The organism is Afifella sp. H1R (assembly GCF_021462425.1).
In the GTDB taxonomy this organism is placed as follows: Bacteria; Pseudomonadota; Alphaproteobacteria; order Rhizobiales; family Afifellaceae; genus Afifella; species Afifella aestuarii.
The window spans coordinates 1,364,988-1,388,166 of the sequence record NZ_JAKEDY010000001.1 but is presented as its reverse complement, the minus strand read 5'-3'; the positions used below and the strand labels follow the sequence as shown (position 1 = coordinate 1,388,166).

Below are 23,179 nucleotides of genomic sequence, written 5' to 3'. Positions count from 1 at the left end.
TCCGGCGGCCATGCTGGCCAACCTGACCATCCGCGACATCGTTCTCATTGAACGCCTGTCGATCGACTTTGCCGCCGGTCTCAGCGTCCTGACGGGCGAGACCGGCGCGGGCAAATCGATTCTGCTCGATTCGCTGGCGCTCGCTCTCGGCGCGCGCGGCGACGCGGCGCTGGTGCGTTCCGGCGCGAACCAGGGGCAGGTGACGGCCGTCTTCGATCTCGTTCCGACGCATGCCGTCATCCGGACGTGCGAGGAGAACGGCATCGACGTCGACGGTCCCCTCGTTCTTCGCCGCCTGCAGTCGGGCGACGGACGCAGCCGCGCCTTCATCAACGATCAGCCGGTGTCGGTTTCGCTCTTGCGCGAGATCGGCCATCAGCTCGTGGAAATTCACGGCCAGCACGACGAACGCGCGCTGGTCGCCCCCGAAGAGCACCGCAGGCTCCTCGATGCTTTCGGCGGGCTGGAACGGGATCGGGCGGAAGTGGCCGGCCACGCCCAGGTGCTGAGAGAAGCGGAGCGGCAGGCCGAAGAGCTGCAAGCCTCCATCGAGGCGGCCGAGCGGGAAGCCGATTTTCTGCGCGCTGCCGTGGAAGAGCTCGAAGCGTTGTCGGCCGAACCCGGCGAAGAGGAACGGCTTGCCGATCGCCGACGGCTTCTCATGCAGGCGGAGAAGGTTGCGGGCGACCTCAACGAGGCGCTGGATATCCTGGGCGGCAACGTCTCGCCCGTGCCGGATCTGGCCGCTCTCATGCGCCGGCTGGAACGCAAGAGCGCCGAGATGCCGGAGGTGATGGACGCGATCGTGGAAGCGATCGGTCAGGCGCTCGACCGGCTTGAAGATGCGCGTTCGGGCCTTGCCGCGGCGGTCACCGAGCTCGGCCATGATGCGGGCGAGCTCGAGCGCGTCGAGGAGCGGCTTTTCGCCATTCGTGCGGCGGCGCGCAAATATCGCTGCGAGGCCGACGCGCTTCCGGGCGTGGCGGCGGATTTTGCGGCGAAGCTCGAAGATTTCGAAAGCGGTCACGACCGGCTGGCGCGGCTGCAGAACGCGGTGCGCGAGGCCGAGGAAAGTTATGTCGCGGCGGCGCGCATTCTGTCGGAGCGACGGGAAGAGGCCGCGCGAGGTCTCGAAGATGCGGTGACTGCCGAACTGCCCGCTCTCAAACTCGAGGCTGCGTCCTTCCACGTGCATCTGCAGCGGGACGATGCGCGGCGGAGTGCGGATGGCTTCGACACGGTGTCCTTCGAGGTCCAGACCAATCCGGGTACGGCGCGCGGGCCCTTGATGAAGGTTGCGTCCGGGGGCGAGCTTGCCCGTTTTCTTCTGGCGCTCAAGGTGGCGCTCGCCGACCGCGGGTCTGCTCCGACGCTCGTCTTCGACGAGATCGATTCGGGCGTCGGCGGTGCAGTGGCCGAGGCGATCGGACGGCGGCTCGCACGGCTTTCAGAGCGCGTGCAGGTGATGTCGGTCACGCATGCGCCGCAGGTTGCGGCCCGCGCCAACGGCCATTTCGTCATCTCCAAGCGCGTGACCGACGAAGGGCGTAAGACGGCGACGGCCGTGACCCGCGTCGAGGCTGGGGATCGGCGCGAGGAGATTGCGCGCATGCTCGCGGGCGCCACGATTACCGACGAGGCGCGGGCGGCGGCCGAACGGCTCATCGTGGGTGAGACGCAAGCCTCTTGAGCTTGGCGCGGCTTTGCGCGACAGGACGGCATGGCACCCCGCTCCAAAAAGTCGTCCGAAGGCGAAGAGGCGCTTGCCGCCGAGCCTGTCGACAAGCTCACCCTCGACGAGGCGCAGGCGGAACTCGCCCGGCTGGCGGCGGAGATCGCCGAGCATGACCGGCGCTATTACGAAGACGATGCGCCTTCGGTTTCCGATGCGGCCTATGATGCCCTCCGGCAGCGCAATGCGGCGCTCGAGGCTCGCTTTCCAGAGCTGAAGCGCAGCGATTCTCCTTCAGAGAAGGTCGGCACAAAACCTTCCGGCCGCTTCGCCAAGGTGCGCCACAGCGTGCCGATGCTGTCGCTCGACAACGCCTTTTACGATGAGGACGTGCACGATTTCGCGGCGCGGATCCGGCGGTTTCTCGGGATGAAGCCGGAAGAGGCGATCGAGGTTCTGGCCGAGCCGAAGATCGACGGGCTGTCGGCCTCTCTGCGTTACGAAAACGGCGTTCTGGTGCGCGGGGCAACGCGTGGCGACGGTACCGAAGGCGAGGACGTCACCGCCAATCTCCGCACCATCGAGGATATTCCCGAACGGCTGCCGAAGGGCGCGCCGGAGGTGATGGAAGTGCGCGGCGAGGTTTATATGAGCCACGCCGATTTCGAAGCCCTCAACCAGCGCATGGAGGAGGCGGGCGACCGCGTCTTCGCCAATCCCAGGAACGGCGCGGCAGGTTCCCTGCGCCAGCTCGATGCCAGGGTGACGGCAAGCCGGCCCCTGCGCTTCTTCGCTTATAGCTGGGGCGAGGTGACGGCGCTGCCGGCGGACACGCAATGGGGCGTGATGGAGGTGTTTCGCGACTGGGGGCTGCCGACCAACCCGTTCATGAAGCTCTGCGCCAATGTCGAAGAGGCGCTCGCGCATTACCGTCATATCGAAGCGGAGCGGGCGTTGCTCGGCTACGACATCGACGGCGTCGTCTACAAGGTGAACCGGCTCGATTTGCAAGAGCGTCTCGGTTTCGTGTCGCGCTCGCCGCGTTGGGCGATCGCGCACAAATTCCCGGCCGAGAAGGCGACGACGGTTCTGGAGGGCATCGAGATCCAGGTCGGGCGCACCGGGGCGCTGACGCCCGTCGCGAAGCTGAAGCCGGTGACCGTCGGCGGCGTCGTCGTTCAGAACGCGACGCTGCACAACGAAGATTACATCAAGGGGATCGGTCGTGACGGCGAGACGATCCGTGACGGCAAGGATATCCGTGTCGGCGATACGGTGACCATCCAGCGGGCCGGCGACGTCATTCCGCAGGTGCTCGACGTCGACCTTTCGAGGCGACCGCAAGACGCTAAGCCTTTCGAGTTTCCGACCCAATGTCCGGAATGCGGTTCCGACGCGGTGCGCGAGCACGATCCCAAGACGGGGCGCACCGATGCCGTGCGCCGGTGTACGGGCGGGCTCATCTGCCCGGCGCAGGCGGTGGAGCGGCTCAAACATTTCGTCTCGCGCGAGGCCTTCGACATCGAGGGACTCGGCTCGAAACAGGTCGAGGCGTTCTGGCGGGACGGTCTCATCATGCATCCCTCCGACATCTTCACGCTTTCCGAGCGCGACGAGCGCTCACTCAAGAAGCTCAAGGATCGCGAGGGGTGGGGCGAGACGAGCGTGCGCAATCTCTTTGCGGCGATCGACGAGCGGCGGCAGATTTCGCTCAACCGCTTCATCTATGCGCTCGGCATTCGCCATGTCGGCGAAACCAACGCCAAACGCCTGGCGCGCCATTACGGGACCGTCGAGGCTTTCCTGGAGGGAGCCCGCGCGGCAACGGATCAGGAAGGTCAGGCCTGGCAGGAGCTCAACGACATCGACGGCATCGGGCCGGTGGTGGCAGAGGCTATCGCCCAGTTCTTCGGCGAAGAGCACAATCTTGATGAGATCGAGCGGCTCCTGCGCGAGGTGACGCCGGAAGAGGCGGAGAAGGTCGCCTCGGCTTCGCCCGTCGCCGGCAAGACGGTCGTCTTTACGGGCTCACTCGAAAAGATGACCCGCGACGAGGCCAAAGCGATGGCGGAGCGCCTTGGTGCCAAGGTGTCGGGATCCGTCTCCGGCAAGACCGATCTCGTGGTCGCCGGCCCGGGCGCCGGCTCGAAGCTCAAAAAGGCCGCCGATCTCGGCGTCGAAGTCATCGACGAGGATGGCTGGTTCAAGCTCATCGGTGAGTAAGAGCGCCAGCGGATAAAAGCGTCAGCGGACGGCGCGGCCCGGATTTTCGTCCGGAGAGGTGCTGCGCCGCCCGCAAAGCCTGTCTTGTCGTGTCAGGCTGGCCGGCAGGTCGGCTGCCTCGCCGGCACCTGACCCGGCCAGTCGATGGGCATGAACAGCGCCGTCTTGAAGAGAAGCGCGTGAGGCTGCGATGGCGCCGGCTGGTCGCTCGACAGCATTTTCGCGGCCACCTTGTCGACGTCGGCCGGATTGATGCCGATATCGTTGAGAAGGTCGGGCGAGAGGCCCCGAAGCTCGTGCGCGGCATTCCGCTTGCGGCGGGCGCGGAGAAGGTGCTGGATGAATTTCATTCATTGCCTCCATGAACAATGATCAGCCTTGCCTTCTGGCTGTGCCGATCGACTGAGGCTAAGGTAGTCGGACTGGCGCGGTTATTCGAACGCGCAGAATGCATGACAGCCTGAATGAGATTCATGTGAGGCGCTATGGATGAGACGAGGCTCACGGCATTGCCGCCCTTGCACGCTTTGAGAAGCTTCCATGCGGCGGCCCAGTGCGGACGCTTTCGCGACGCCGCGAGCGCTCTCGGGCTGACGGAATCGGCGATCAGCCACCAGGTGCGCAAGCTCGAGGATTATCTCGGGGTGCGGCTGTTCGAGAGGCGGGGCAATGCGGTTCAGCTCACGGCTGCCGGTGCGAGCTATTTTGAGGATATCGATCCGCCCTTTGCCGCCATCCGTCGGGCGACCGAAAGGCTTGCAGGGCCCGGTGGGCGCGTGACGCTCACCCTGCCAACCTCGCTCGTCACGATGTGGCTGATCCCACGGCTGATGGAGCTCGAGGCGGCGCTGCCGGAGATCAAGCTGCAGCTTGCGCCGTCCAACCGCATCATCGATCTGAAGCGGGAACAGATCGATCTCGCCCTGCGGCACGGGAAGGGGAGCTGGCCCGGCATCGCCTCGGTGCATCTTTTTAACGAGCAGACTTTTCCGGTCTGCAAGACCGGCCTTTTGCCGAAGAACGCCGATCCGCAGGAGGCGCTGCGATCGGTCCGCCTCATCGTCAACGCCTTCCACAAGGAAGAATGGGTGGAATGGGCGCAGGCGCGTCAGATCGAGCCGCCGTCACTCGACAATGCGATGGTTTTCGACGGCACCGAACAAATCATCGAGGCGGTGGCGGGCGGCGTCGGGCTTGGCATCGGACGCCGGCCGATGATCGATCGCTGGATTGATGACGGCCGGGTGGAGGCGCCTTTCGGCACGGCCGATGAAAGCGGCTACGCCTATTATCTTGCCTGGCGCGACGATACCGAGCTCAGCGTCCCAGCGCGCCAGGTGGCACGCTGGTTCGTTGCGGCCTGCAAGGGCGCGAAGGCCGCTGAGGCGATGTTCGCGCCGGCCGCCGCTTAGCGGACGATCGGGCGGCAGGAATTCTCCAGGAACTTGCGTTCCGCATCGGTGTAGTGCGGCCAGAAGGAGAGGCTTGCCCGCACCCGCGCGTGATACAGATCGAGCCAGGCGATCTCGGCGGCCGTCAGAAGTGCCGGCGAGATCAGGCGGCGGTCGATCGGCGCGAACGAAATCGTCTCAAAAGAGAGCATCGGCCTGTCGCCGCCGACCGGAACTTTTGGCTCGCGCACCACGATCAGGTTTTCGATGCGGATGCCGAAATCGCCCGGGCGATAATAGCCCGGCTCGTTGGAGACGATCATGCCCGGTTCCAGCGCCACATGGCCGCTCTTGGCGATGCGCTGCGGGCCCTCATGGACGGCGAGGAAGGAGCCGATGCCGTGGCCGGTGCCGTGATCGAAATCGAGACCGGGCTGCCACAGAGGGGTGCGTGCCAGGACGTCGAGCTGGGCGCCTGAGGTGTCCTTCGGAAAGTTCGCCATGGCAAGCGCGATATGGCCCTTGAGGACGCGCGTGAAGCGGTCGCGATAGAGCGTCAGGCGATCGGATGACGCTTCGCCCACGAGCACGGTGCGAGTGATGTCGGTCGTGCCGTCGCGATACTGGGCGCCGGAATCGATGAGATAGAGCTCTCCCGCCTCAAGCGTGCGGTTGCTCTTTTCGGTCACGCGGTAATGGTTCATCGCCGCGTTCGGTCCGGTCGAGGAGATGGAATCGAACGACACGTCTTCGAGCTTGGAGCCGTCGAGCTCCGCCGTCTCGGTGCGGATCTCTTCGAGCTTCTTCGCCGCGTCGATCTCGCTCACGCTGCCGGCCGGCTGAACGTCGAGCCAGGCAAGGAAGCGGGTGACGGCGACGCCGTCGCGAATATGCGCGGCGCGACTGCCGGCGATTTCGGCGGCGTTCTTGCGGGCCTTGGGAAGCGCGATCGGGTCGGAGGCTTCGACGATCTCGGCGCCGCCTTCCTCGACGAGCAGCGCGACGGCTTCGGCCGAGCCCGCCGCGTCGTAAAGAACCTTCGTGCCCTTGCCGAGGGCGCGCAGGGCGTCGGCGAATTCGCCCGGCTCGTGCAGGCCGGCGAGATCTGCCAGCGCGTCACGCACGGCATTGGAGAGCTTGCGCCCGTCGATGAAGAGATCCGGCGCCTTGTCCTGGTGGACGATCGCGAAGGAAAGCGCGAGCGGCGTGTGCGGAACGTCGCTGCCGCGAATGTTGAACAGCCAGGCGATCGAGGAGGGATCGGTCAGGACGACCGCCTGTGCCCGGCGCTTGGCAAGCGCTTCCTTCTGCTCGGCGATCTTGTCAGCCGCGCTGCGTCCGGCGAGTTCGTCGGGGTGCAGACGGACGGCGCCCGTCGGCGTGTCGGGACGATCGCTCCAGGCGAGATCGATCGGATTCTCCGAGAGGGCGACGAGTTCGGCGCCGGCGTTTTCGAGCTTCGCCGCCATCGAGCGGCGCTGGCTTCGCGTCGTGAGCCAGGGATCGAAGCCGATGCGGTCGCCTTCCTTGATCTTTTCGACGAGCCAGTCGGTCGGGCTCTTGTCGCCGATGAAGACGACCTCGAAGGCCGCCTTGTCGACCTGTGCGGCCGCCTGAACGGTGTAGCGGCCGTCGACGAAGAGCGCCGCCTCGTCGGCCAGCACGATGGCGGTGCCGGCCGATCCGGTGAAGCCCGTCAGCCAGGACAGCCGCTCGGCCGAGGGCGGCACGTATTCGCTCTGGTGCTCGTCGGCCCGCGGAACGATGAAGCCCGCGAGATTCTGCTCTTTGAGAGCGGTGCGCAGCGCTGCCAACCGTTCAGCCGAATGGGTGGCGTCGCTCTTGTCGTCATAGGTTTGAAACATGGCTTTCCTTACCAGCGGGCGCCGTCACGCGCCACTCTCCGCAGAGCTGCGACAGGCGAGGGGCTGACATGCGGCTGACGGCATTTTCGATTGCCGCGTCGAGGCGTATCTCACTCTCGAAAGCGCAACCGGGACTTGTGCACCATGTCTCTCACCTTCGACCAGAGCGGTCATCTCGCACATCGGGCCAGACCAGCGCTGTGGCGGCGTATTCTGGATCGTCTGATGGCGGCACGGCTTGCCGAAGCGCAGCACGCGGTCAACGTCTGCCTGTCGAAGCTCGATGATGACGAGCTTGCACGTCTCGGTTATCGCCGCAGCGACCTTGCGGCGACGCGCGACCGCGCGTCGCGGTTCTGATTTTCGTTCCGAGCCATTCCTTCGGACTCGATCAGATGCGGTGAGACAGGACGAGCACGCTCCACTCGCCGAAGCGTCGATGTGTCTCCAGAGCAAAGCCCTGATTGCGGTAGGCCGCCATAACGCGTGAGGCCTGTGTGTTGAGAATGCCGGAGAGCACGATGACACCGTCGGCTTCGCTGGCGCGTCCCATTGCCGGCGCGAGCGCGATCAGAGGCGCGGCCAGAATATTGGCGACGATCAGATCGTAAGGCGCGCAGGCGGCGATCCTCGGATGGCCGAGCCCTGTGGCGGTCATCGTCTCGACGAGATGGCCGACGCCGTTGAGATGGGCGTTTTCAGCTGCGATCTCGACGGCGATCGGATCGATGTCGGAGGCGAGAACGGGTTCACGCAAGAGTTTCGCGAGCGCGATCGCCAGGAGCCCCGTGCCGGTGCCGACGTCGAGAGGCCGGTCGAAGCGGCGGACTTTCACCAGTTCGTCCAGCGTCTCCAGGCAGCCGAGCGTCGTTGCATGATGACCGGTGCCGAAGGCCTGGCCGGCATCGATCTCGATGCCGGTCCGCCCGGCCGGAACGGCGCCGCGATCATGGGCGCCATGAACGATGAAACGCCCGGCAGGGACGGGCGCGAGCCCTTTCAGGGATTGGGCGACCCAGTCGGTCTCCGGCAGGATTTCGATGTCGAACTTCGTCGCGTCGGCGCCGAGCGCGTCGCTCAACCTCGTTTGGAGGGGGCCGAGCTCGTCTCCTTCCAGATAGAGTTCGACCTGCCAGTTCGGACCGGCCTCGCTCAAGGCGACGACGCCGCCTTCCTCTTCAAACGCCGCGTCGAGCCGATCCGAGAGAAGCTCCGCTTCCTCCCGGCTGCCGGTGAAACTGATACGTGCCGTCATGTCTTGGCTTTGTCTGTCTCTCGCTGGACCTTGCGACGCACGGATTTTTCCGTCGTGCGGTCCTGGTTTTCTGTCTCGGGCGGCACCATCGCTAGGATGCGCCCGGCATTGGAGGCGGCACGCTCCTGCGCCTGTTCGGCGAAGAAGAGGCTGCCGTCGGCTGCGACATACAACAGAATCTCCAGATCGTCGCCGCGCTCGTTGCGATAATCCTCGAAGGTGTATTCCTTCGTAAGCGGGGTCGATTGGATCGTCCAGCCGCTCGACAGGCGCCGCTCGAGCTCCCAGTAGGACGCTCCGGACGCAAGCAGGGGCCGGCCGCCGACGGTGACGGCCATGTTCTTCTTGCTGCCGGAGTCTTCGTCGCGCTGACGTCCGATCTGAAAGACGTCGGTGCGGCCGAAATGCGGGCCGAAGTCCGTGCAGACGAGGGCGTTGTAGGCATCGTTGTCGGTCGCCGCGATGAGATAGTCGTAGCGGTTGAACTCGACGGAGAATTCCGCGGGCTCTGAGAGGATCTCGCCGTAATAGGTCGGCGTCTCCGTCTGCCGCAGAAGGCGCAGGCGCGACCAGTTGCGATCGGCCACCATCGTCGGGATCTTCATCTCCTTGAGACGGGCCGTCAGCGCCTTGGTGAAGTTCGATGCGCCGACGACGAGGATTCCCGAGCGCCTGTCTGCTGCAAGACCCAGGTGGCGCGCCACCCAGGGGAGTGTGAAGCCGTGGACGACGACGGTGACGAAGACGAGGGCGAAGGTGATCGGCACCATTAGCGGGCCATCGTCGATGCCGATCGCCGCAAGCTCCGTTCCGAACAAACCCGCGACCGCCACCGCCACGATACCGCGCGGGGCGATCCAGCCGACGAGAAGCCGCTCGGAAAGCTTGAGCCCGCTGCCGATCGTCGCCACGAGCACGGAGAGCGGCCGGACGACGAGAAGCAGAACGACGATGAAGGCGGCGAGGCGCCAGTTGAGCGCGGTGAGATCCGCCCAGGTGAGCGTTGCCGTGAGCAGCACGAAGACGCCCGAGACGAGGAGGACCGTCATCGTCTCCTTGAAGCGCTTCAGTTCGTCGAGGCTCGCAATGCGGGAATTGCCGAGCGTGATGCCGAGCACCGTCACCGCGACGAGGCCGGCTTCGGCCACCAGAAGGTCGGTTGCGGCATAGGCGACGAGAACGGCCGCCAGGATGAGCGGGACTTTCAGGTATTCCGGCACCCAGCCACGGGAGAAGACGGTGACGAGAACGCGGCCGAGAAGATAAGCGCCGGCCAGCGCCACGACGGCCGCCGCGCCAATCGACATGGCGAATTCGGCGAAAGCCTGCTCGTGATGGTTGATGAGAATGACTTCGAAGGCCAGGACTGCAAACAGGGCGCCGATGGGATCGTTGATGATGGCTTCCCAGCGCAGAAGGGATGCCGGCCGCTGGGCAAGCCGGGCCTGGCGCAGCAGCGGCATGATGACGGTCGGACCCGTGACCACGAAGAGGCCGGACAGAACCGTTGCCGTCGGCCAGCTGAGATCGCCTACGAAATGGGCGGCGAGCGTGCCCAGCAGGAACGCCAGCGGGCCGCCGACCAGCACGAGCCGCCGCACCCCCATCGAGGTTTCGCGGATTTCGTGGAAATGCAGCGTCAGGCCGCCTTCGAAAAGAATGATGGCGACGGCGACCGCGATGATCGGGCGCAGAAAATCGCCGAAATCCGATTCCGGATCGATGAGGCCGAGACCCGGGCCGATCAGAAGGCCCGCGAGCGACAGGACGACGATCGCCGGCAGGCTGAAACGCCAGGAGAACCATTGGGCGGCAATGCCGGTGGCGCCGATCAGCGCAATCTCGGTGATGATGTCGTGCATGGACCCGGCTCTGCGCTGGAAGAGCGGGATTAAAGAGCAGCTGCGGCTGCTTTCAAGCGCCGTTTGCGCAACTTTCGTCGAAAGTCACTCGCGCAGAGGGTGTCCGGGCAGCGTGAGCCAGCCTCCTCAGGTCGCCTCGACAAAACTGTCGACCACGCGCTTGCGGCCGGATTTTTCGAAGTCGATCGTGAGCTTGTTGCCGTCGATCGTGTGGATGGTGCCGTAGCCGAATTTCTGGTGGAAGACGCGCTCGCCGACCGAATAGCGGCTCTTGCCGCCGATCACCGACTTCGCAACGAGCTCTCCTTCGAGTGTCGTCGGGCCGCGGCCGGTGCGGTTTCTCGGATCGGCGCGATCGCGGTTCGACTTGGCGCGCTGCCATCCCGGCGTCCGATAGGCGGAATCGAACGGCTCCATCCGCTCGAAGCGTGAGCCGCCATAGCCGCCCGATCCGTAATGACCGGCACCGCCATAGCCGCCGTAGCTTGCGGGCTCGGCCACTTCGACGTGGTCTTCCGGCAGATCGTCGATGAAGCGCGAGGGCAGGGTGGACTGCCACAGGCCATGCACGCGGCGATTGCCGACGAACCAGATGGTGGCGTGGCGGCGGGCGCGCGTGAGGCCGACATAGGCGAGGCGACGTTCCTCTTCGAGGCCGGCCTTGCCGCTCTCGTCGAGGGCGCGCTGGTGCGGGAAGAGGCCTTCCTCCCAGCCGGGCAGATAGACGACGTCGAATTCGAGCCCTTTGGCCGAATGCAGCGTCATAATGGAGACGGCTTCTTCCGTCTCGCCGCCCTCGGTGTCCATGACGAGCGAGACATGTTCCAGGAAGCCGCCGAGGGAATCGTATTCACCGAGGTTGTTGACGAGTTCCTTGAGGTTCTCGAGCCGGCCCGGAGCTTCCGGCGAACGGTCGCGCTGCCACATTTCGATGTAGCCGGATTCCTCCAGGATGATTTCGGCGAGTTCCGGATGCGGCGTGTGCTCCAGCATCTCCGACCAGCGCGCGAAATTTCGAACGAGATCGCCGAGCGCCTGGCGCTGGCGCGGCTTGATCTCTTCGGTTGCCGCCAGCTCTCCGGCCGCCGCGAGAAGCGGGATGTCGCGGCTGCGTGCATGAGAATGGATGAGCTGTATGGTGGCCGCGCCGAGGCCGCGCTTCGGCGTGTTGACGATGCGCTCGAAGGCGAGCCCGTCGGCCGGATTTTGCGTGACGCGCAGATAGGCGAGCGCATCGCGGATTTCCATGCGCTCGAAGAAGCGCGGGCCGCCGATGACACGATAGGGCAGGCCGAGCGTGACGAAGCGGTCTTCGAATTCGCGCATCTGGAAGGACGCCCGCACCAGGATGGCGATCTCATTGAGGGAGATGCCCTGGCGTTGTTTCCTTTCGATGTCTTCGCCGATCGAGCGGGCCTCTTCGGAGGAATCCCAGCCGGAGGCGACCATGACCGGCGCGCCCATCTCGTCGGTTGCTGGAAACAGCGTCTTGCCGAGACGGCTCTCGTTCTGGGCGATGAGGCATGACGCGGCGGCGAGGATATGGCCCGTCGAACGGTAATTGCGCTCCAGGCGGATCACCTTGGCGCCGGGAAAATCGTGATCGAAGCGCAGGATGTTGGCGACTTCGGCGCCGCGCCAGCCATAGATCGACTGATCGTCGTCACCCACGCAGCAGATATTGGCGCGCTCGCCTTCCGGACGCTGGGCGAGGAGGCGCAGCCAGAGATATTGTGCGACGTTGGTATCCTGATACTCGTCGACGAGAATGTAGCGAAAGCGCTGCTGGAAGCTTTCGAGCACATCGGGATGCTCGCGGAAGAGCCGCACGCATTCTGTCAGAAGATCGCCGAAATCGACCGCATTCAGCGTCTTCAGACGCTCCTGATAGGCGGTGTAGAGCTCGCGCCCGCGCCCGTTGCCAAAAGCGTAAGCGTCGGAATCCGGAATCTTGTCAGGCGACAAGCCGCGGTTCTTCCAGCCATCGATGAGGTTGGCGAGCTGGCGCGCGGGCCAGCGCTTGTCGTCGAGACCGGCGGCCTGGATCACCTGCTTCATCAGCCGGATCTGATCGTCGGTATCGAGGATGGTAAAATCGGAGCGCAGGCCGACGAGTTCGCCATGGCGGCGCAGGATCTTGACGCCGATCGAGTGAAAGGTGCCGAGCCACGGCATGCCTTCCGTCTGTTCGCCGCCGATCAAGGCGCCGATCCGCACCTTCATCTCGCGCGCGGCCTTGTTGGTAAAGGTGACCGCGAGGATTTGCGAGGGAAAGGCGCGGCGTGAGGCGAGGATGTGCGCGATGCGCGTCGTCAGAACCCGGGTCTTGCCTGTGCCGGCGCCGGCGAGCACAAGAAGCGCGCCTTCCGTCGTCTCCACCGCATCGCGCTGCTCGGGATTGAGGCCTTGCAGGTAGCGCGCGGGAGCGGAGACCTGCGCCGCCTGGGCGCGGGCCGCGATCCCGCCCGGCCGCGGCGCGGGCGTCTGCGGGTCGAACAAGGGATCGTCGTGTCGGTCGGCGTTTGAATGGGTCATCAGGTTTCGATTCGCTTAAGCCCAAGATAGGGCAACGATCCCTGTCTTGCGAGGCGATGGCCTGGCTGCGGGATTGTACTGCTGTTCTTGTCTCGTTCTCTGCGTCTGCCGACCAAGTCGCAAGGGGGCTGTGCAAAAAAATGCGTGTTGCTTGCCTCAGCTCTTGCTCATGATCGAACCGTGAGGATGGAGCCGACGAAACTTCCGAGCTTCTTCGTCGGCCCACCTCCTGCGAGGTTGAGGGCTTGGGGGGAAAGACATGCCTGTGGAACTTGAAGGAGGATGCTCCTGCAAGGAGGTGCGTTACCGGCTGACATCGCGACCGATGTTCGTGCATTGCTGTCATTGCAGCGATTGCCAGCGGGAGACGGGCAGCGCTTTCGTCCTCAACGCGCTCATCGAGCGCGACCGGATCGAGCTTTTCAAGGCAGAGCCGGTCGTCGTGACGCTGCCGACGGCGAGTGGGCTTCCTCATGACGTCTATCGCTGCCCGAACTGCCAGATTGCGCTCTGGAGCGATTACGGACGCCGCGGAATCTTGAGCTTCCTGCGGGTCGGAACGCTCGATAATCCGCATGTGCTCGTGCCGGACGTGCACATCTACATGCGCTCGAAGCTCCCGTGGCTCGAATTGCCGGCGGGTGTCCCGGCTTTTGAGGAATATTACGATCTCGAGGAGGTGTGGCCGACCGCCAGCCTGGCGCGCCGAGATGCGCTTCTCAAGACAGCCTAGCGAACTGATCCGCCTTCCTCTGCATTGGGGTTGAGAAACCCAAGAGCGGAGACATCGCATGGCAACGCACGATCTCGATCTCAGCGTCGCAGTCGAATCCTATGATTTTGAACCTTCGAGCGGCATTCCCAACAGCAAGCTGCCGACGCTCGTCTATCGCGGCGGTCTCGACGAGCCGGTCCGTATGGCCGGGGCGGCCGACACGATCCTGAAGCGAAATATGTGGCAGGGCGTGTGGGTCTGGTCGATCTATCCGTTCTGGCATTTCCACACCAAGGGGCATGAAGTGCTCGCGTGTGTGTGCGGCTCGGCCCGCGTCGGGCTTGGCGGCGATGACGGTATCGAAACCGATCTCAATGCGGGCGACGTGGTCGTCATTCCCGCCGGCGTCGGCCACAAAAAGCTGTCGGCAACAGAGGATTTTTCGGTCGTCGGCGCTTATCCGCCGGGGCAGGAGGGCGACATTACCAAGCCCGAAGAGATCGATTTCGAGGACGCCAGGAAGAAGGCCGCAAGCGTGCCGCTTCCCGACACCGATCCGATCTATGGGCGGGAAGGTCCGCTCTTTCAGTATTGGAAAGCCGGTACAGCGGAGGTGGGCGCCGACGCCTCTGCGGAGCATGAAGAGCCCGCCGAAGGCGAAGAGGCGCGCGATGCCTCTGACATCCATGAAGAGACGCGCGACACCGACAAGTCCGGCGCGACCAGCGAGAAATAGAACGAAGCTTGAGCGTCAGCCGTTCGGCGGGCGCAACGCTCCGCAAAAACACCGCGCTCCCAAAAAAATGCCGCCCGCAGAGTGCGGACGGCATCTTTCAAACCCTAAGAGGGTTTTAGCTTAGTTCGACTGAGCCGGTTCGCCGGTCGCCGGGGCACCGCCGGTGCTGGTGCCCATGCCGCCGCTCTCAGTCTGCGACTGCTGGGCCGCGGCATCAGCCTGCGCCTTCTGGTCGTCGAGGTCGACGAAGTCCGGAGCGGCTTCAAGCGCCTCCTTCGAGCCGTCGATCACGAGGTGCAGGTCGCCATCTTCATCGGTCTGCACGTCGATTTCACTGAACTTGACGGCGACATCTTTCTCACCGATGCCGAGGAAGCCGCCGACGCCGATGATCGCGCCGTCAACTCCGCCGTCCTTCGTGAAGAGGAGGTCGTTGATGTCGCCCACCGCCTCGTCGCTCTGATTGTAGACGGTCTGGCCGATATAGCTGCTCGCCTGGATCTGGTCTTCGCTCTGCTCGGTGAGGAAGACGGACGAGTCCATCGGCTTCGCAGGAGCTTCAGCGGTCTCGCCGGCCGGGGCGCTCATGCTGTCGTTCGGCTGCGCTTCCATCTCGCCGGCAGGCGCCTTGTCCTGGCTTGCCGGCTGTTCCGCCATCGGCTGGTTGGTGGTGTCGGTGTCATTCGACTGCGCCATCGCGCCGGTCGCCATCATTGCCGAGATGGCCGTCGTTGCCAAAAGCTTCTTCAACATTCTCACTCTCCCTGTTGGGGGTTCGCCTGGGTGGCGGCTCGCCCCGTGTGTGTAGTGGGAGGGCAATGCCCTGGCGGCTGAAGGGTTCGTTCAAATAACGTTGCGAAAGGCTCGCAAAATGTGATCGCTTCGGACGGAACCGTTTCGGCACATGGTCAACGTTTTTTCGGCCGCTTCCCCTTCCGCTCCGCCGTGCCGGGCATGGGAGGGAGAGGGATGTCTGGGTCTGCTCGGTTGGCTGATCGCTTTTGGGGGCGCGGACGAGGGCGCATGGGAGAAAGCCGGCGCGCAACCTTGACCTTGCGGCTTGCTTGGGTGCAGGAGACGGGGGCTTCCCGGTGCCCGCGACAGATTAACCTCTTGTTCTTCTCAGTGTGACGCTCCGTTCGGAAGCGGCACCCGAGATAGAAAGAAGCGAGATCGTGACCGACACTCCGGCCGAGGCGAAGCCGACAAATTCAGCGCCAGTTTCCGCGTCCGGTACGGAAGAAGAGAGCCAGGAACGCGTCTTGAGCGCTCCCGCATTGTGTGTGGTCGCGTTCACAATCGGTGTGGTGGCTGCCGTCGGGGCAGTGCTTTTTCGCTACATGATCGCCTTCGTGCACAATCTGGCGTTCAACGGCCGCATCGGCTTTTTCTATGATGCCAACCATTTCGAGGCGGCGAGCGTCTGGGGCCCGTTCATTATTCTCGCGCCCGTCATCGGCGGCCTCATCGTCGTCTTTCTGGTGAAGACGTTTGCGCCGGAGGCCAAGGGTCACGGCGTTCCGGAAGTGATGTACGCCGTCTACCACAACAACGGGAATGTGCGCGGCGTCGTGGCGATCGTGAAATCGATCGCTTCCGCCATCTCCATCGGCAGCGGCGCTTCGGTCGGCCGCGAAGGGCCGATCATCCAGATCGGTGCGTCCTTCGGCTCGACGATTGCGCGGACGTTGAAGCTGCCGCGTTGGCAGAAGATCACGATGCTTGCCGCCGGCGCCGGCGCCGGCATCGCGGCCACGTTCAACACGCCTCTCGGCGGCGTGCTGTTTGCGGTGGAACTCCTGCTGCCGGAGGTGAGCGGGCGCACCTTTCTGCCGGTCGTCGTGGCGACGGCGACGGCGACCTATATCGGACGCATCGCGCTTGGCCTCGATCCGGCATTCTTCGTGGCGCTTTCGGCCGTCGATCCCCAGCACGCGATCAATCTCGCCGAGCTCGTCGGCTTTGCCGTCCTCGGTCTCCTTGCGGGCGTCGCCTCCTGGGCGTTCATCCGCTTCCTCGCCTTCTGCGAGGATTTCTTTCCGAAACTGCCGGGCAACGATTACACGCGCAACATCATCGGCATGACGCTGATCGGGCTGCTCGCCTACGGCTTTTTCGTCACGACGGGGCAGTACCATACGGCCGGCGTCGGCTATGCCACGATCCAGTCGATCGTGAGCGAGAGCAATTACAGCTACACGCTCTTCCTTCTCGTCGCCCTGTTGATCGGCAAGCTGGTGGCGACGAGCGTCAGCCTCGGCGCGGGCGCCTCCGGCGGTGTCTTTTCTCCGTCTCTCTTCATCGGTGCGACGCTCGGCGGCGCCGTCGGCGCGCTCGGCGCGTGGCTCTTCCCGGGCGAGGGCTTCAACATGGCGGAGTTTGCCGTCGTCGGCATGGGCGCGCTCGTGGGCGGTGCGACCGGGGCCTCGATGACGGCGATCGTCATGATCTTCGAAATGACGCGCGACTATAATGTCATCGTCCCGCTGGTGCTGGCGGTGGCGCTGTCGGTCGGCGTGCGGCGCTGGTTTATTGCGGCCGACATTTACACGATCAAGCTGCGCAATCGCGGCCGTCCGATTCCGTCGGTGCGCCACACCAATATGTATCTGGTGCAGCAGGCGCGCGATCTGATGAACCGCAATTTCGTCGTGCTGCCTGCGGCGACCAGCGTGCGGGATGCGATCAAGCTCGTCGGCGAGGAAGGGCAGCGCAGGCATGTCGTCGTCAGCGAAGATGGCCGTATCGTCGGGTATGCCCGCTTCGGCTCGGTTCTCTATGCGCCGTCGATCCGAGCCGATCAGACGCTCGCCGACATCATCTCCGACGATTTCGTCGTCGCGCCGGAAAACAACATTCTCAATTCCATCATCACGCGCATGAACCGGCGCGCACGCTCCTTCGCGATCGTCGTGCGGGCGGGCGTGGTGGTGCCGCGTCCGGAGGATGTCGTCGGTATCATCGATTCTCCGGAGATCGCCGGGGCGGTCATCCGCAATCACTATTCCTGATCGCCTGACAAATTGATTCAGCCCTCGATCCCAGAGGGCTGATCCATCAGCGTTTATCGAGAGTGATCGCGGCGCCCGCGCTTTCCGGCCAGGGGAGTTTTCGGTGGGCCTCGAAGGTCGCGTCGATCTTTGCCCGAATGTCCGGCGGGAAAGCGGCCGCCCGCCGTGCGGTCATATCCACATGCAGATGCAGGTGCTCCGACGTGGCGGCCACAAAGCCCTCGTCCGCATCACGGAGTTCCATGTAACTGCGCACCCGCTTGTCGTCGGCGGAGAGGAGCTGCCAGGTCGCGGCGACTTTCGCGCCGGCTTTGAGTTCGCGCAGATAGCGCACATGCATTTCGACTGCGAAGAAGGAAGCGTCATGGGCCCGCCGGTAATCGGGGCCGAGGCCGAGAGCTTCGAAGGCTTCGTCGATGCCGCGATCGAAAAGCAGGACGTAATACGCGACATTCATATGGCCGTTGTAATCGATCCAGGCGTCCTCGACGGTCTGTGTCGTCGCCTGGAACGGAGCCTCAATTGTCCTGGACATAAGCCACCTTTTTTCGCATTGCAGGGGATAGTCGCGCCGCCCGAGAGCCAGCGCGGCAACTTGTTATGCTTTCAACAAGCTTGAGGATTTGCTCCGGCATCGGGAGCCGAATATGGCCATCGCAGACGCGCTTTCTCGCAACGAAGACGGTATTGCTACCGCGCTTGATATTCTCGCACAGCGTTTTGGGGAGCGCTTTTCCACCTCCGCCGCGGTTCGTGAGCAGCACGGCCACACCACGACGTGGATCACCAATCAGCCCCCCGACGGCGTGGTCTTCGTGCATTCCACCGAAGAAGTCGCCGAAGTGGTGCGCGTCTGCGCCGAGCATCATGTGCCGATCATCCCGTTCGGCACCGGATCGTCTCTCGAAGGCCATCTCAACGCCCCGGCGGGCGGCGTCTCGATCGACCTCTCCGCGATGAACCGAATCCTTGCCGTGCATCCCGAAGATCTCGACTGCGTCGTCGAGCCGGGCGTCACGCGCAAGCAGCTGAACGAGCATTTGCGCGATACCGGGCTTTTCTTCCCGATCGATCCGGGGGCGGATGCGAGCCTCGGCGGCATGGCCTCGACGCGCGCCTCCGGCACCAATGCGGTTCGCTACGGTACCATGAAGGACAATGTCCTCAACCTCACGGCGGTCATGCCGGATGGTGCAATCGTGCGCACGGCGCAGCGGGCCAAGAAGACCTCGGCCGGTTATGATCTGACCCGGCTTCTGGTGGGGGCGGAGGGCACGCTCGGCGTCATCACGGAATTGACGTTGCGGCTGCAGGGAATCCCCGAGGCGATCTCGGCCGGCGTGTGCAGCTTTCCGGATGTGGAATCGGCCTGCAACACCGTCATCGCCACCATCCAAAGCGGCATTCCCATGGCGCGGATCGAGCTCCTCGATACGCTGCAGATGCGCGCGTGCAACGCCTATTCCAAGCTCGATTACCCCGAGGCGCCGACGCTCTTCCTGGAATTCCACGGCACGACGGCCGGCGTGAAGGAGCAGGCGGAGCTCTTCGGCGACATCGCGGAGGAATTCGGCGGCGGCAATTTTTCCTGGACGACGCGTCAGGAGGACAGAGCCAGGCTCTGGCAGGCGCGACACGACGCCTATTGGGCGGCGATCTCGCTGCGTCCTGGGACGAGGGCCTTCGCAACCGACGCCTGCGTGCCGATTTCAAGACTTGCCGATTGCGTGCGTGGAACGATGGACGACATCGCCGAACTCGGCCTCATCGCGCCCATCGTCGGCCATGTCGGCGACGGCAATTTCCATGTTTCGGCGCTGATCGACATGGACGATCCGGCGGAACTCGACAAGGCGCAGCAGCTTTCGGCGCGCATCAGCGCCCGAGCCATCGGGATGGACGGAACATGCACCGGTGAGCACGGGATCGGTCAGGGCAAGCGCGCCTATCTGGAGCAGGAACTCGGCCCCGCTCTCGATGTCATGCGTGCCGTCAAACGCGCGATCGATCCGCAGAACATCATGAATCCGGGTAAGATCATCCGTCTCTAGGCCGGATCGAGACCGTCGCGGAGGCGGGCGGAGAGGGAGATTTGTTCTGGGAAGGCTTTATGTCGCGATAGGCCTCGCCATCATTGCGGTGCTCTTCACCGCACTGATCGGGCCGTATCTCGTTGATTGGAGCGCCTACCGGCAGGAGTTCGAGGAAAAGGCCTCGGCGAGCCTGGGCGTGCCGGTCAAGGTGCGTGGCGATGCCGACCTTTCAATCCTGCCCACGCCTACCTTGCGGCTCGCGGACGTGCGTATCGGACCTTCCGACGCGCCGATCCTGACGCTGGGGCGCCTGCGCGCCAAGGTGGAGCTCACGGGGCTCCTCAAGGGCGAGATCAACATCATTTCGGTTCAGCTCGATCGGCCACACCTGTCGCTCGATGTCGCCGATCTCGCTCAGACGGGGGGACGGATGCGGATCGGGCGTTTCGGGCCCGAGCAGATCTCCCTCGACGAGATGGACATTCGCAACGGCGAGGTCGACCTCAGGGACAGCCGGCGCGGCGCCTCCTGGCGCATCGGCGAGATCAATGCGCTCATGCAGGCGCGCTCGCTCGAAGGGCCCGGGCATTTGCAGGGCGGCTTCCGGCTCGGCGGCGACGCCTACAGCATCGATGTCGGGGTCGGACGGCTGGCCGACGGCCGCATGCCTTTGAAAGCGAGCCTGACACCGGCAGCGAAACCTCTGGTGCTGACGGTCGCCGGCGATCTCGTCACGGATGGCGACGAGGGGCTCGCCTTGAAGGGCAGCTTCGATCTTTCCGGTCTCAAGCCGGACACGGAAACTGCGCCCGAGCAACCGCAATCGCCGCTCACGCTTTTGCGGACGAAGGGCGATTTCGAGCTCACCAGCGAAAAGCTCGCCTCGGAGGACTTCACCTTTGCCTACGGGCCGGAAGCGAACGCGGTTCAGGCGGCCGGTCATGGCGAACTCGCATTCGTGCCGGAACCGCGCTTCGCCATCGCTCTCGATGCGCGTCAGATCGACCTCGATCGTGCGCTCGGGGGCGGTGCAGGCAAACCGATCGCTATCGAGAAAGCGGCCGAAAGGCTCGTCGCGGGGCTTACGGATCTGCCGAGGCCCTCGGTTCCCGGCACATTGACCCTCGATGCCCAGGGCGTCGTCGTCGGTGGCAGCGTCATTCAGGCGGTCGGGACCGATGTAAATCCGACGGAGAGCGGCTGGAGAGTGGACATCCTGTCCGCGGTGCTGCCGGGGGCGACCCGAATCGATGTGAGCGGCGACATCGATACGGCGACGCCGACTTTCCACGGCCATGGCCGGATCGCCTCGGAGCGTCCCGCGGCCTTTGCCGCCTGGTGGCGCGGCGATGCGGGGGAGGCGGTGCGCCTCGACCGGTTCCGGGTGGAGGCGGATCTCGATCTGTCGCAGCGCCGGCAGACGGCGCAGAATCTGGTCGCGGAGATCAACGACGGGACGATCGACGGGGCGATTTCCATGCGCCGTTTCGCGCGCACAGGAGAAACGTTTGCCGACGTGACGCTGAGCGCCGAGAATGTGGCGCTCGAAGAGGCGGAGGCGGTCACGGGCCTTCTCGCCGGTGACGATCTGCGCAAGGGCAATTTTGCCCGTGTGGCGATGTCGCTTGCGGCGCAGAACCTTTCTGTCGGCGGGGCGGAGGCGGCCTCCGTCAACCTGGAAGGGGTCTTGACCGGCGACAGTCTGGATATTGCCACCTTGTCGATCGCCGATCTCGCCGGTGCCGATATCAACGCCTCGGGGCGGATCGAAAATTTCTTCGCGGCGCCGCGAGGGCGGCTTTCGGCCGATATCGTGGCTGAGAACCTTTCAGGCGCGGCAGCTTTTCTGCAGGGGCTTCTGCCGCAGAGCCCGCTTGCGGAACGTCTGGTCGCGCGCGCCGACGCGCTGTCGCCGGTCGATGCCAGTCTGGTCGCGACCGCGGAGACCGATGGAGCGCAGACGCTGGAGCTTTCCGGCAACTTTGCCGGAACGCGCCTGACGCTGACAGCCGATGGGCGTGGCGGCTTCAACGATCCGGATGAGCTTTCCGGGCAGGCCGATCTCCTTGTGCAATCGCAGGATTCGGCATCTCTGCTTGCACAGCTCGGCCTCGACGTCGTGCCGTTGCCCGGGAGTGGCCCGGCCCGGTTGAGCCTGAAAATGAATGGATCGGCCGGCGAGGGTGCCGATTTCGAGGCGAGGGGACGTGTCGCCGGCATCGATTTCGGCTTTGACGGGCGCGGCGAGTTCGGTGGCGATACGCCCTCTCTTGCCGGTCCGCTGACGCTTTCGGCCGACGATGTCGATCCTACCCTCCTTCTTGCCGGTGTGGCGCTGCCCGGGATCGGCGAAGGCCACGCTCTGGCGGCGAGCGGGCCGTTCAAGCTCTCGGGCGGCACGGCCGAGCTCGATCTCGAGAATGCGTCTTTCGATGGGCAGTCGGTTGGCGGTGTCCTGACCGCTCAAGCGGAGGACGGCCTGGCGATCGGCGGCGATCTTCGTCTGCAGAACGTCTCTTTGCCATTTCTCCTGGCTGCGCCATTCGGGATCATGCCGGCCTATGTGGAGGGGACATGGCCGACCCAGGCTTTCGCCCCGGCTCTGCCCGGCGGGATTTCTCTCGATCTTGCCGTCAAGGCGCAGGAGGCGGCGACGGGGCTCGCAATGCCTCTGCGCAATCCGGCCTTCAAGCTTCGTTACGATGGGGGACGTCTGCGCCTCGATCGACTCAGCGGCGGGTTTGCCGGCGGCGAGCTCAGCGGGGCTCTGTCGGCGGGTGGCGGTGAGGGCGCACAGCCCCTGACGTTGCAGCTGTCTCTCAAGGATGCGGTTCTCGCCGAACTCGTCTGGCGCGAAGACGGCCGTCCGGTCGCCGCGGGGCGGCTTTCCTCGTCGCTCGAAGTGATGGGGCGTGGCCGGTCCTTCTCCGGGATGGTCTCCGCCTTGAACGGGAGCGGGTCCTTCACCCTGCGCGACGGTCTTCTGCGGTATCTGAACCCGCAGGCCTTCGGCTCGGTCATTCGCGCCTCCGATGCCGGACTGAAGCTTGAAAGCGAGCCGGTTGCGGCCGCGTTTTCCGGCCATCTCGATGCCGGGACGCTTTCCTTCGATGAGGCGACGGGCTCGTTCTCCATCACCTCCGGGACGGCGCGGTTGTCGACGCTGCAGGTGGAAGGGAGCGAAAGCGCGACCGTTCTCGGCAACGCTTCGATCGACTTGAACCGGATGCAGCTCGCCTCCGACTGGTCCTTGAAGGTCGATCCCGGCCAGGATGCGGTGACGGGCGCGCAGCCCGAAGTCGGGATCGTCTTTTCCGGGCCTCTTGCCGATCCGGGCCGTCATATCGACATCACGCCCTTCCTCGGTTTTCTGACGGTGCGCGCCTTCGAACAGGAGGTGGAACGGGTCGAGAAGCTTCAGGCGGAAATCCTCGAAGGCGAGCGGCTGCGGCGGCAACTGAAGCGCCAGCGCGAAGAGGAACAGCGCCAGGAGCGCGAGAAGGCGGCCCAGGCTGCTGCAGAGAAGGAGGCCGCCGAGAAGGCGGCGGCAGAAAGGGCGGCGGAGGAGGCGGCTCAGCGGGCCGAAGACGCGGCCGAGAAGACGGCTCCCGGCGTGCAGCAAGGTGGGCCGGACGCGGCTCGGCCCGACGCCCCATCAGGGGATGGAACGCAAGGGGATGGAACCCAAGATCGCCCGGAAAAGCCCGAAGCGCGAGGTTCGACGCCGCAGCCGCAGGGCTCAGAAACAGATCAGGAAACGTTTGGGCGTCGGCTCGGCCGCATTCTGGATGAGCCGGTTCCGGATGCCCCCACGGTGATCACACCGGAGCGTAGCGGCAGCGGCGCGCCGCTCGATCTCCTGCCGTCGCTGTCGGAATGAG

The 23,179-nt window shown here is 64.8% G+C and carries 16 protein-coding genes; 9 read left to right on the top strand and 7 right to left on the bottom strand.

The genetic code is table 11. The features are described 5' to 3' along the window. The first annotated feature begins 10 nt into the window (after positions 1 to 10). On the top strand, positions 11 to 1,690 hold the full coding sequence (gene recN, locus L0F51_RS06635; protein WP_234628447.1) for a DNA repair protein RecN: 1,680 nt from the start codon (positions 11 to 13) through the stop codon (positions 1,688 to 1,690). Between the two features lie 30 nt (positions 1,691 to 1,720). Continuing rightward, positions 1,721 to 3,895 (top strand): NAD-dependent DNA ligase LigA, encoded by a 2,175-nt coding sequence (gene ligA / locus L0F51_RS06630; RefSeq protein ID WP_234628446.1) that lies wholly within the window; start codon positions 1,721 to 1,723, stop codon positions 3,893 to 3,895. 92 nt (positions 3,896 to 3,987) lie between these two features. Here the strand turns inward: ligA and L0F51_RS06625 are convergent, their stop codons facing one another. Further along, a complete protein-coding gene (locus tag L0F51_RS06625; protein WP_234628445.1) occupies positions 3,988 to 4,245 on the bottom strand; it encodes a DUF1127 domain-containing protein in 258 nt (85 codons plus the stop codon). Positions 4,246 to 4,380: 135 nt separating this feature from the next. Between L0F51_RS06625 and L0F51_RS06620 the strand changes: the two genes are divergently transcribed. Then, a complete protein-coding gene (locus tag L0F51_RS06620; protein WP_234628444.1) occupies positions 4,381 to 5,307 on the top strand; it encodes a LysR substrate-binding domain-containing protein in 927 nt (308 codons plus the stop codon). Here L0F51_RS06620 and L0F51_RS06615 read toward each other — a convergent pair. Beyond that, positions 5,304 to 7,151, bottom strand: coding sequence for an aminopeptidase P family protein (locus L0F51_RS06615; RefSeq protein WP_234628443.1), 1,848 nt, complete (start codon positions 7,149 to 7,151; stop codon positions 5,304 to 5,306). The genes L0F51_RS06620 and L0F51_RS06615 overlap by 4 nt on opposite strands. Before the next feature lie 144 nt (positions 7,152 to 7,295). Here L0F51_RS06615 and L0F51_RS06610 point away from each other — a divergent pair, with 144 nt between their 5' ends. Continuing rightward, positions 7,296 to 7,511: a hypothetical protein gene (locus L0F51_RS06610; protein ID WP_234628442.1), complete on the top strand. Its 216-nt coding sequence runs from the start codon at positions 7,296 to 7,298 to the stop codon at positions 7,509 to 7,511. 31 nt (positions 7,512 to 7,542) lie between these two features. Here the strand turns inward: L0F51_RS06610 and L0F51_RS06605 are convergent, their stop codons facing one another. From L0F51_RS06605 to L0F51_RS06595, 3 genes are all read right to left on the bottom strand, one after another. Beyond that, positions 7,543 to 8,406 (bottom strand): 50S ribosomal protein L11 methyltransferase, encoded by an 864-nt coding sequence (locus L0F51_RS06605; RefSeq protein WP_234628441.1) that lies wholly within the window; start codon positions 8,404 to 8,406, stop codon positions 7,543 to 7,545. Next, a complete protein-coding gene (locus tag L0F51_RS06600) occupies positions 8,403 to 10,268 on the bottom strand; it encodes a sodium:proton antiporter (protein ID WP_234628440.1) in 1,866 nt (621 codons plus the stop codon). The genes L0F51_RS06605 and L0F51_RS06600 overlap by 4 nt, the downstream gene beginning before the upstream one ends. Before the next feature lie 126 nt (positions 10,269 to 10,394). Further along, positions 10,395 to 12,803 carry an ATP-dependent helicase gene (locus L0F51_RS06595; protein WP_234628439.1) on the bottom strand — a complete coding sequence of 803 codons (2,409 nt, stop codon included), beginning with the start codon at positions 12,801 to 12,803 and terminating at the stop codon, positions 10,395 to 10,397. Positions 12,804 to 13,062: 259 nt separating this feature from the next. Here L0F51_RS06595 and L0F51_RS06590 point away from each other — a divergent pair, with 259 nt between their 5' ends. Beyond that, on the top strand, positions 13,063 to 13,536 hold the full coding sequence (locus L0F51_RS06590; protein ID WP_234628438.1) for a GFA family protein: 474 nt from the start codon (positions 13,063 to 13,065) through the stop codon (positions 13,534 to 13,536). A gap of 58 nt (positions 13,537 to 13,594) precedes the next feature. Continuing rightward, entirely contained in the window at positions 13,595 to 14,254 is a 660-nt protein-coding gene (locus tag L0F51_RS06585) for a cupin domain-containing protein (RefSeq protein WP_234628437.1), read from the top strand. Between the two features lie 120 nt (positions 14,255 to 14,374). Here L0F51_RS06585 and L0F51_RS06580 read toward each other — a convergent pair whose 3' ends face one another. After that, positions 14,375 to 15,007 (bottom strand): PRC-barrel domain-containing protein, encoded by a 633-nt coding sequence (locus L0F51_RS06580; RefSeq protein WP_234628436.1) that lies wholly within the window; start codon positions 15,005 to 15,007, stop codon positions 14,375 to 14,377. Between the two features lie 422 nt (positions 15,008 to 15,429). Between L0F51_RS06580 and L0F51_RS06575 the strand changes: the two genes are divergently transcribed. Next, the gene (locus L0F51_RS06575) at positions 15,430 to 17,265 is read left to right on the top strand and encodes a chloride channel protein (RefSeq protein ID WP_234628435.1); all 1,836 of its coding nucleotides are present in this window, start codon (positions 15,430 to 15,432) and stop codon (positions 17,263 to 17,265) included. Between the two features lie 46 nt (positions 17,266 to 17,311). Here L0F51_RS06575 and L0F51_RS06570 read toward each other — a convergent pair whose 3' ends face one another. Further along, positions 17,312 to 17,800, bottom strand: a complete 489-nt coding sequence (locus tag L0F51_RS06570; protein ID WP_234628434.1) for a thioesterase family protein — start codon at positions 17,798 to 17,800, stop codon at positions 17,312 to 17,314. Between the two features lie 112 nt (positions 17,801 to 17,912). On the opposite strand from L0F51_RS06570, the gene L0F51_RS06565 reads away from it, so the two are divergent. Both L0F51_RS06565 and L0F51_RS06560 read left to right on the top strand, forming a co-directional pair. Further along, a complete protein-coding gene (locus tag L0F51_RS06565; protein WP_234628433.1) occupies positions 17,913 to 19,316 on the top strand; it encodes an FAD-binding oxidoreductase in 1,404 nt (467 codons plus the stop codon). Continuing rightward, positions 19,291 to 23,178 (top strand): AsmA family protein, encoded by a 3,888-nt coding sequence (locus L0F51_RS06560; RefSeq protein ID WP_370642374.1) that lies wholly within the window; start codon positions 19,291 to 19,293, stop codon positions 23,176 to 23,178. Before L0F51_RS06565 ends, L0F51_RS06560 begins: the two co-directional genes overlap by 26 nt. Position 23,179 lies beyond the last annotated feature (1 nt).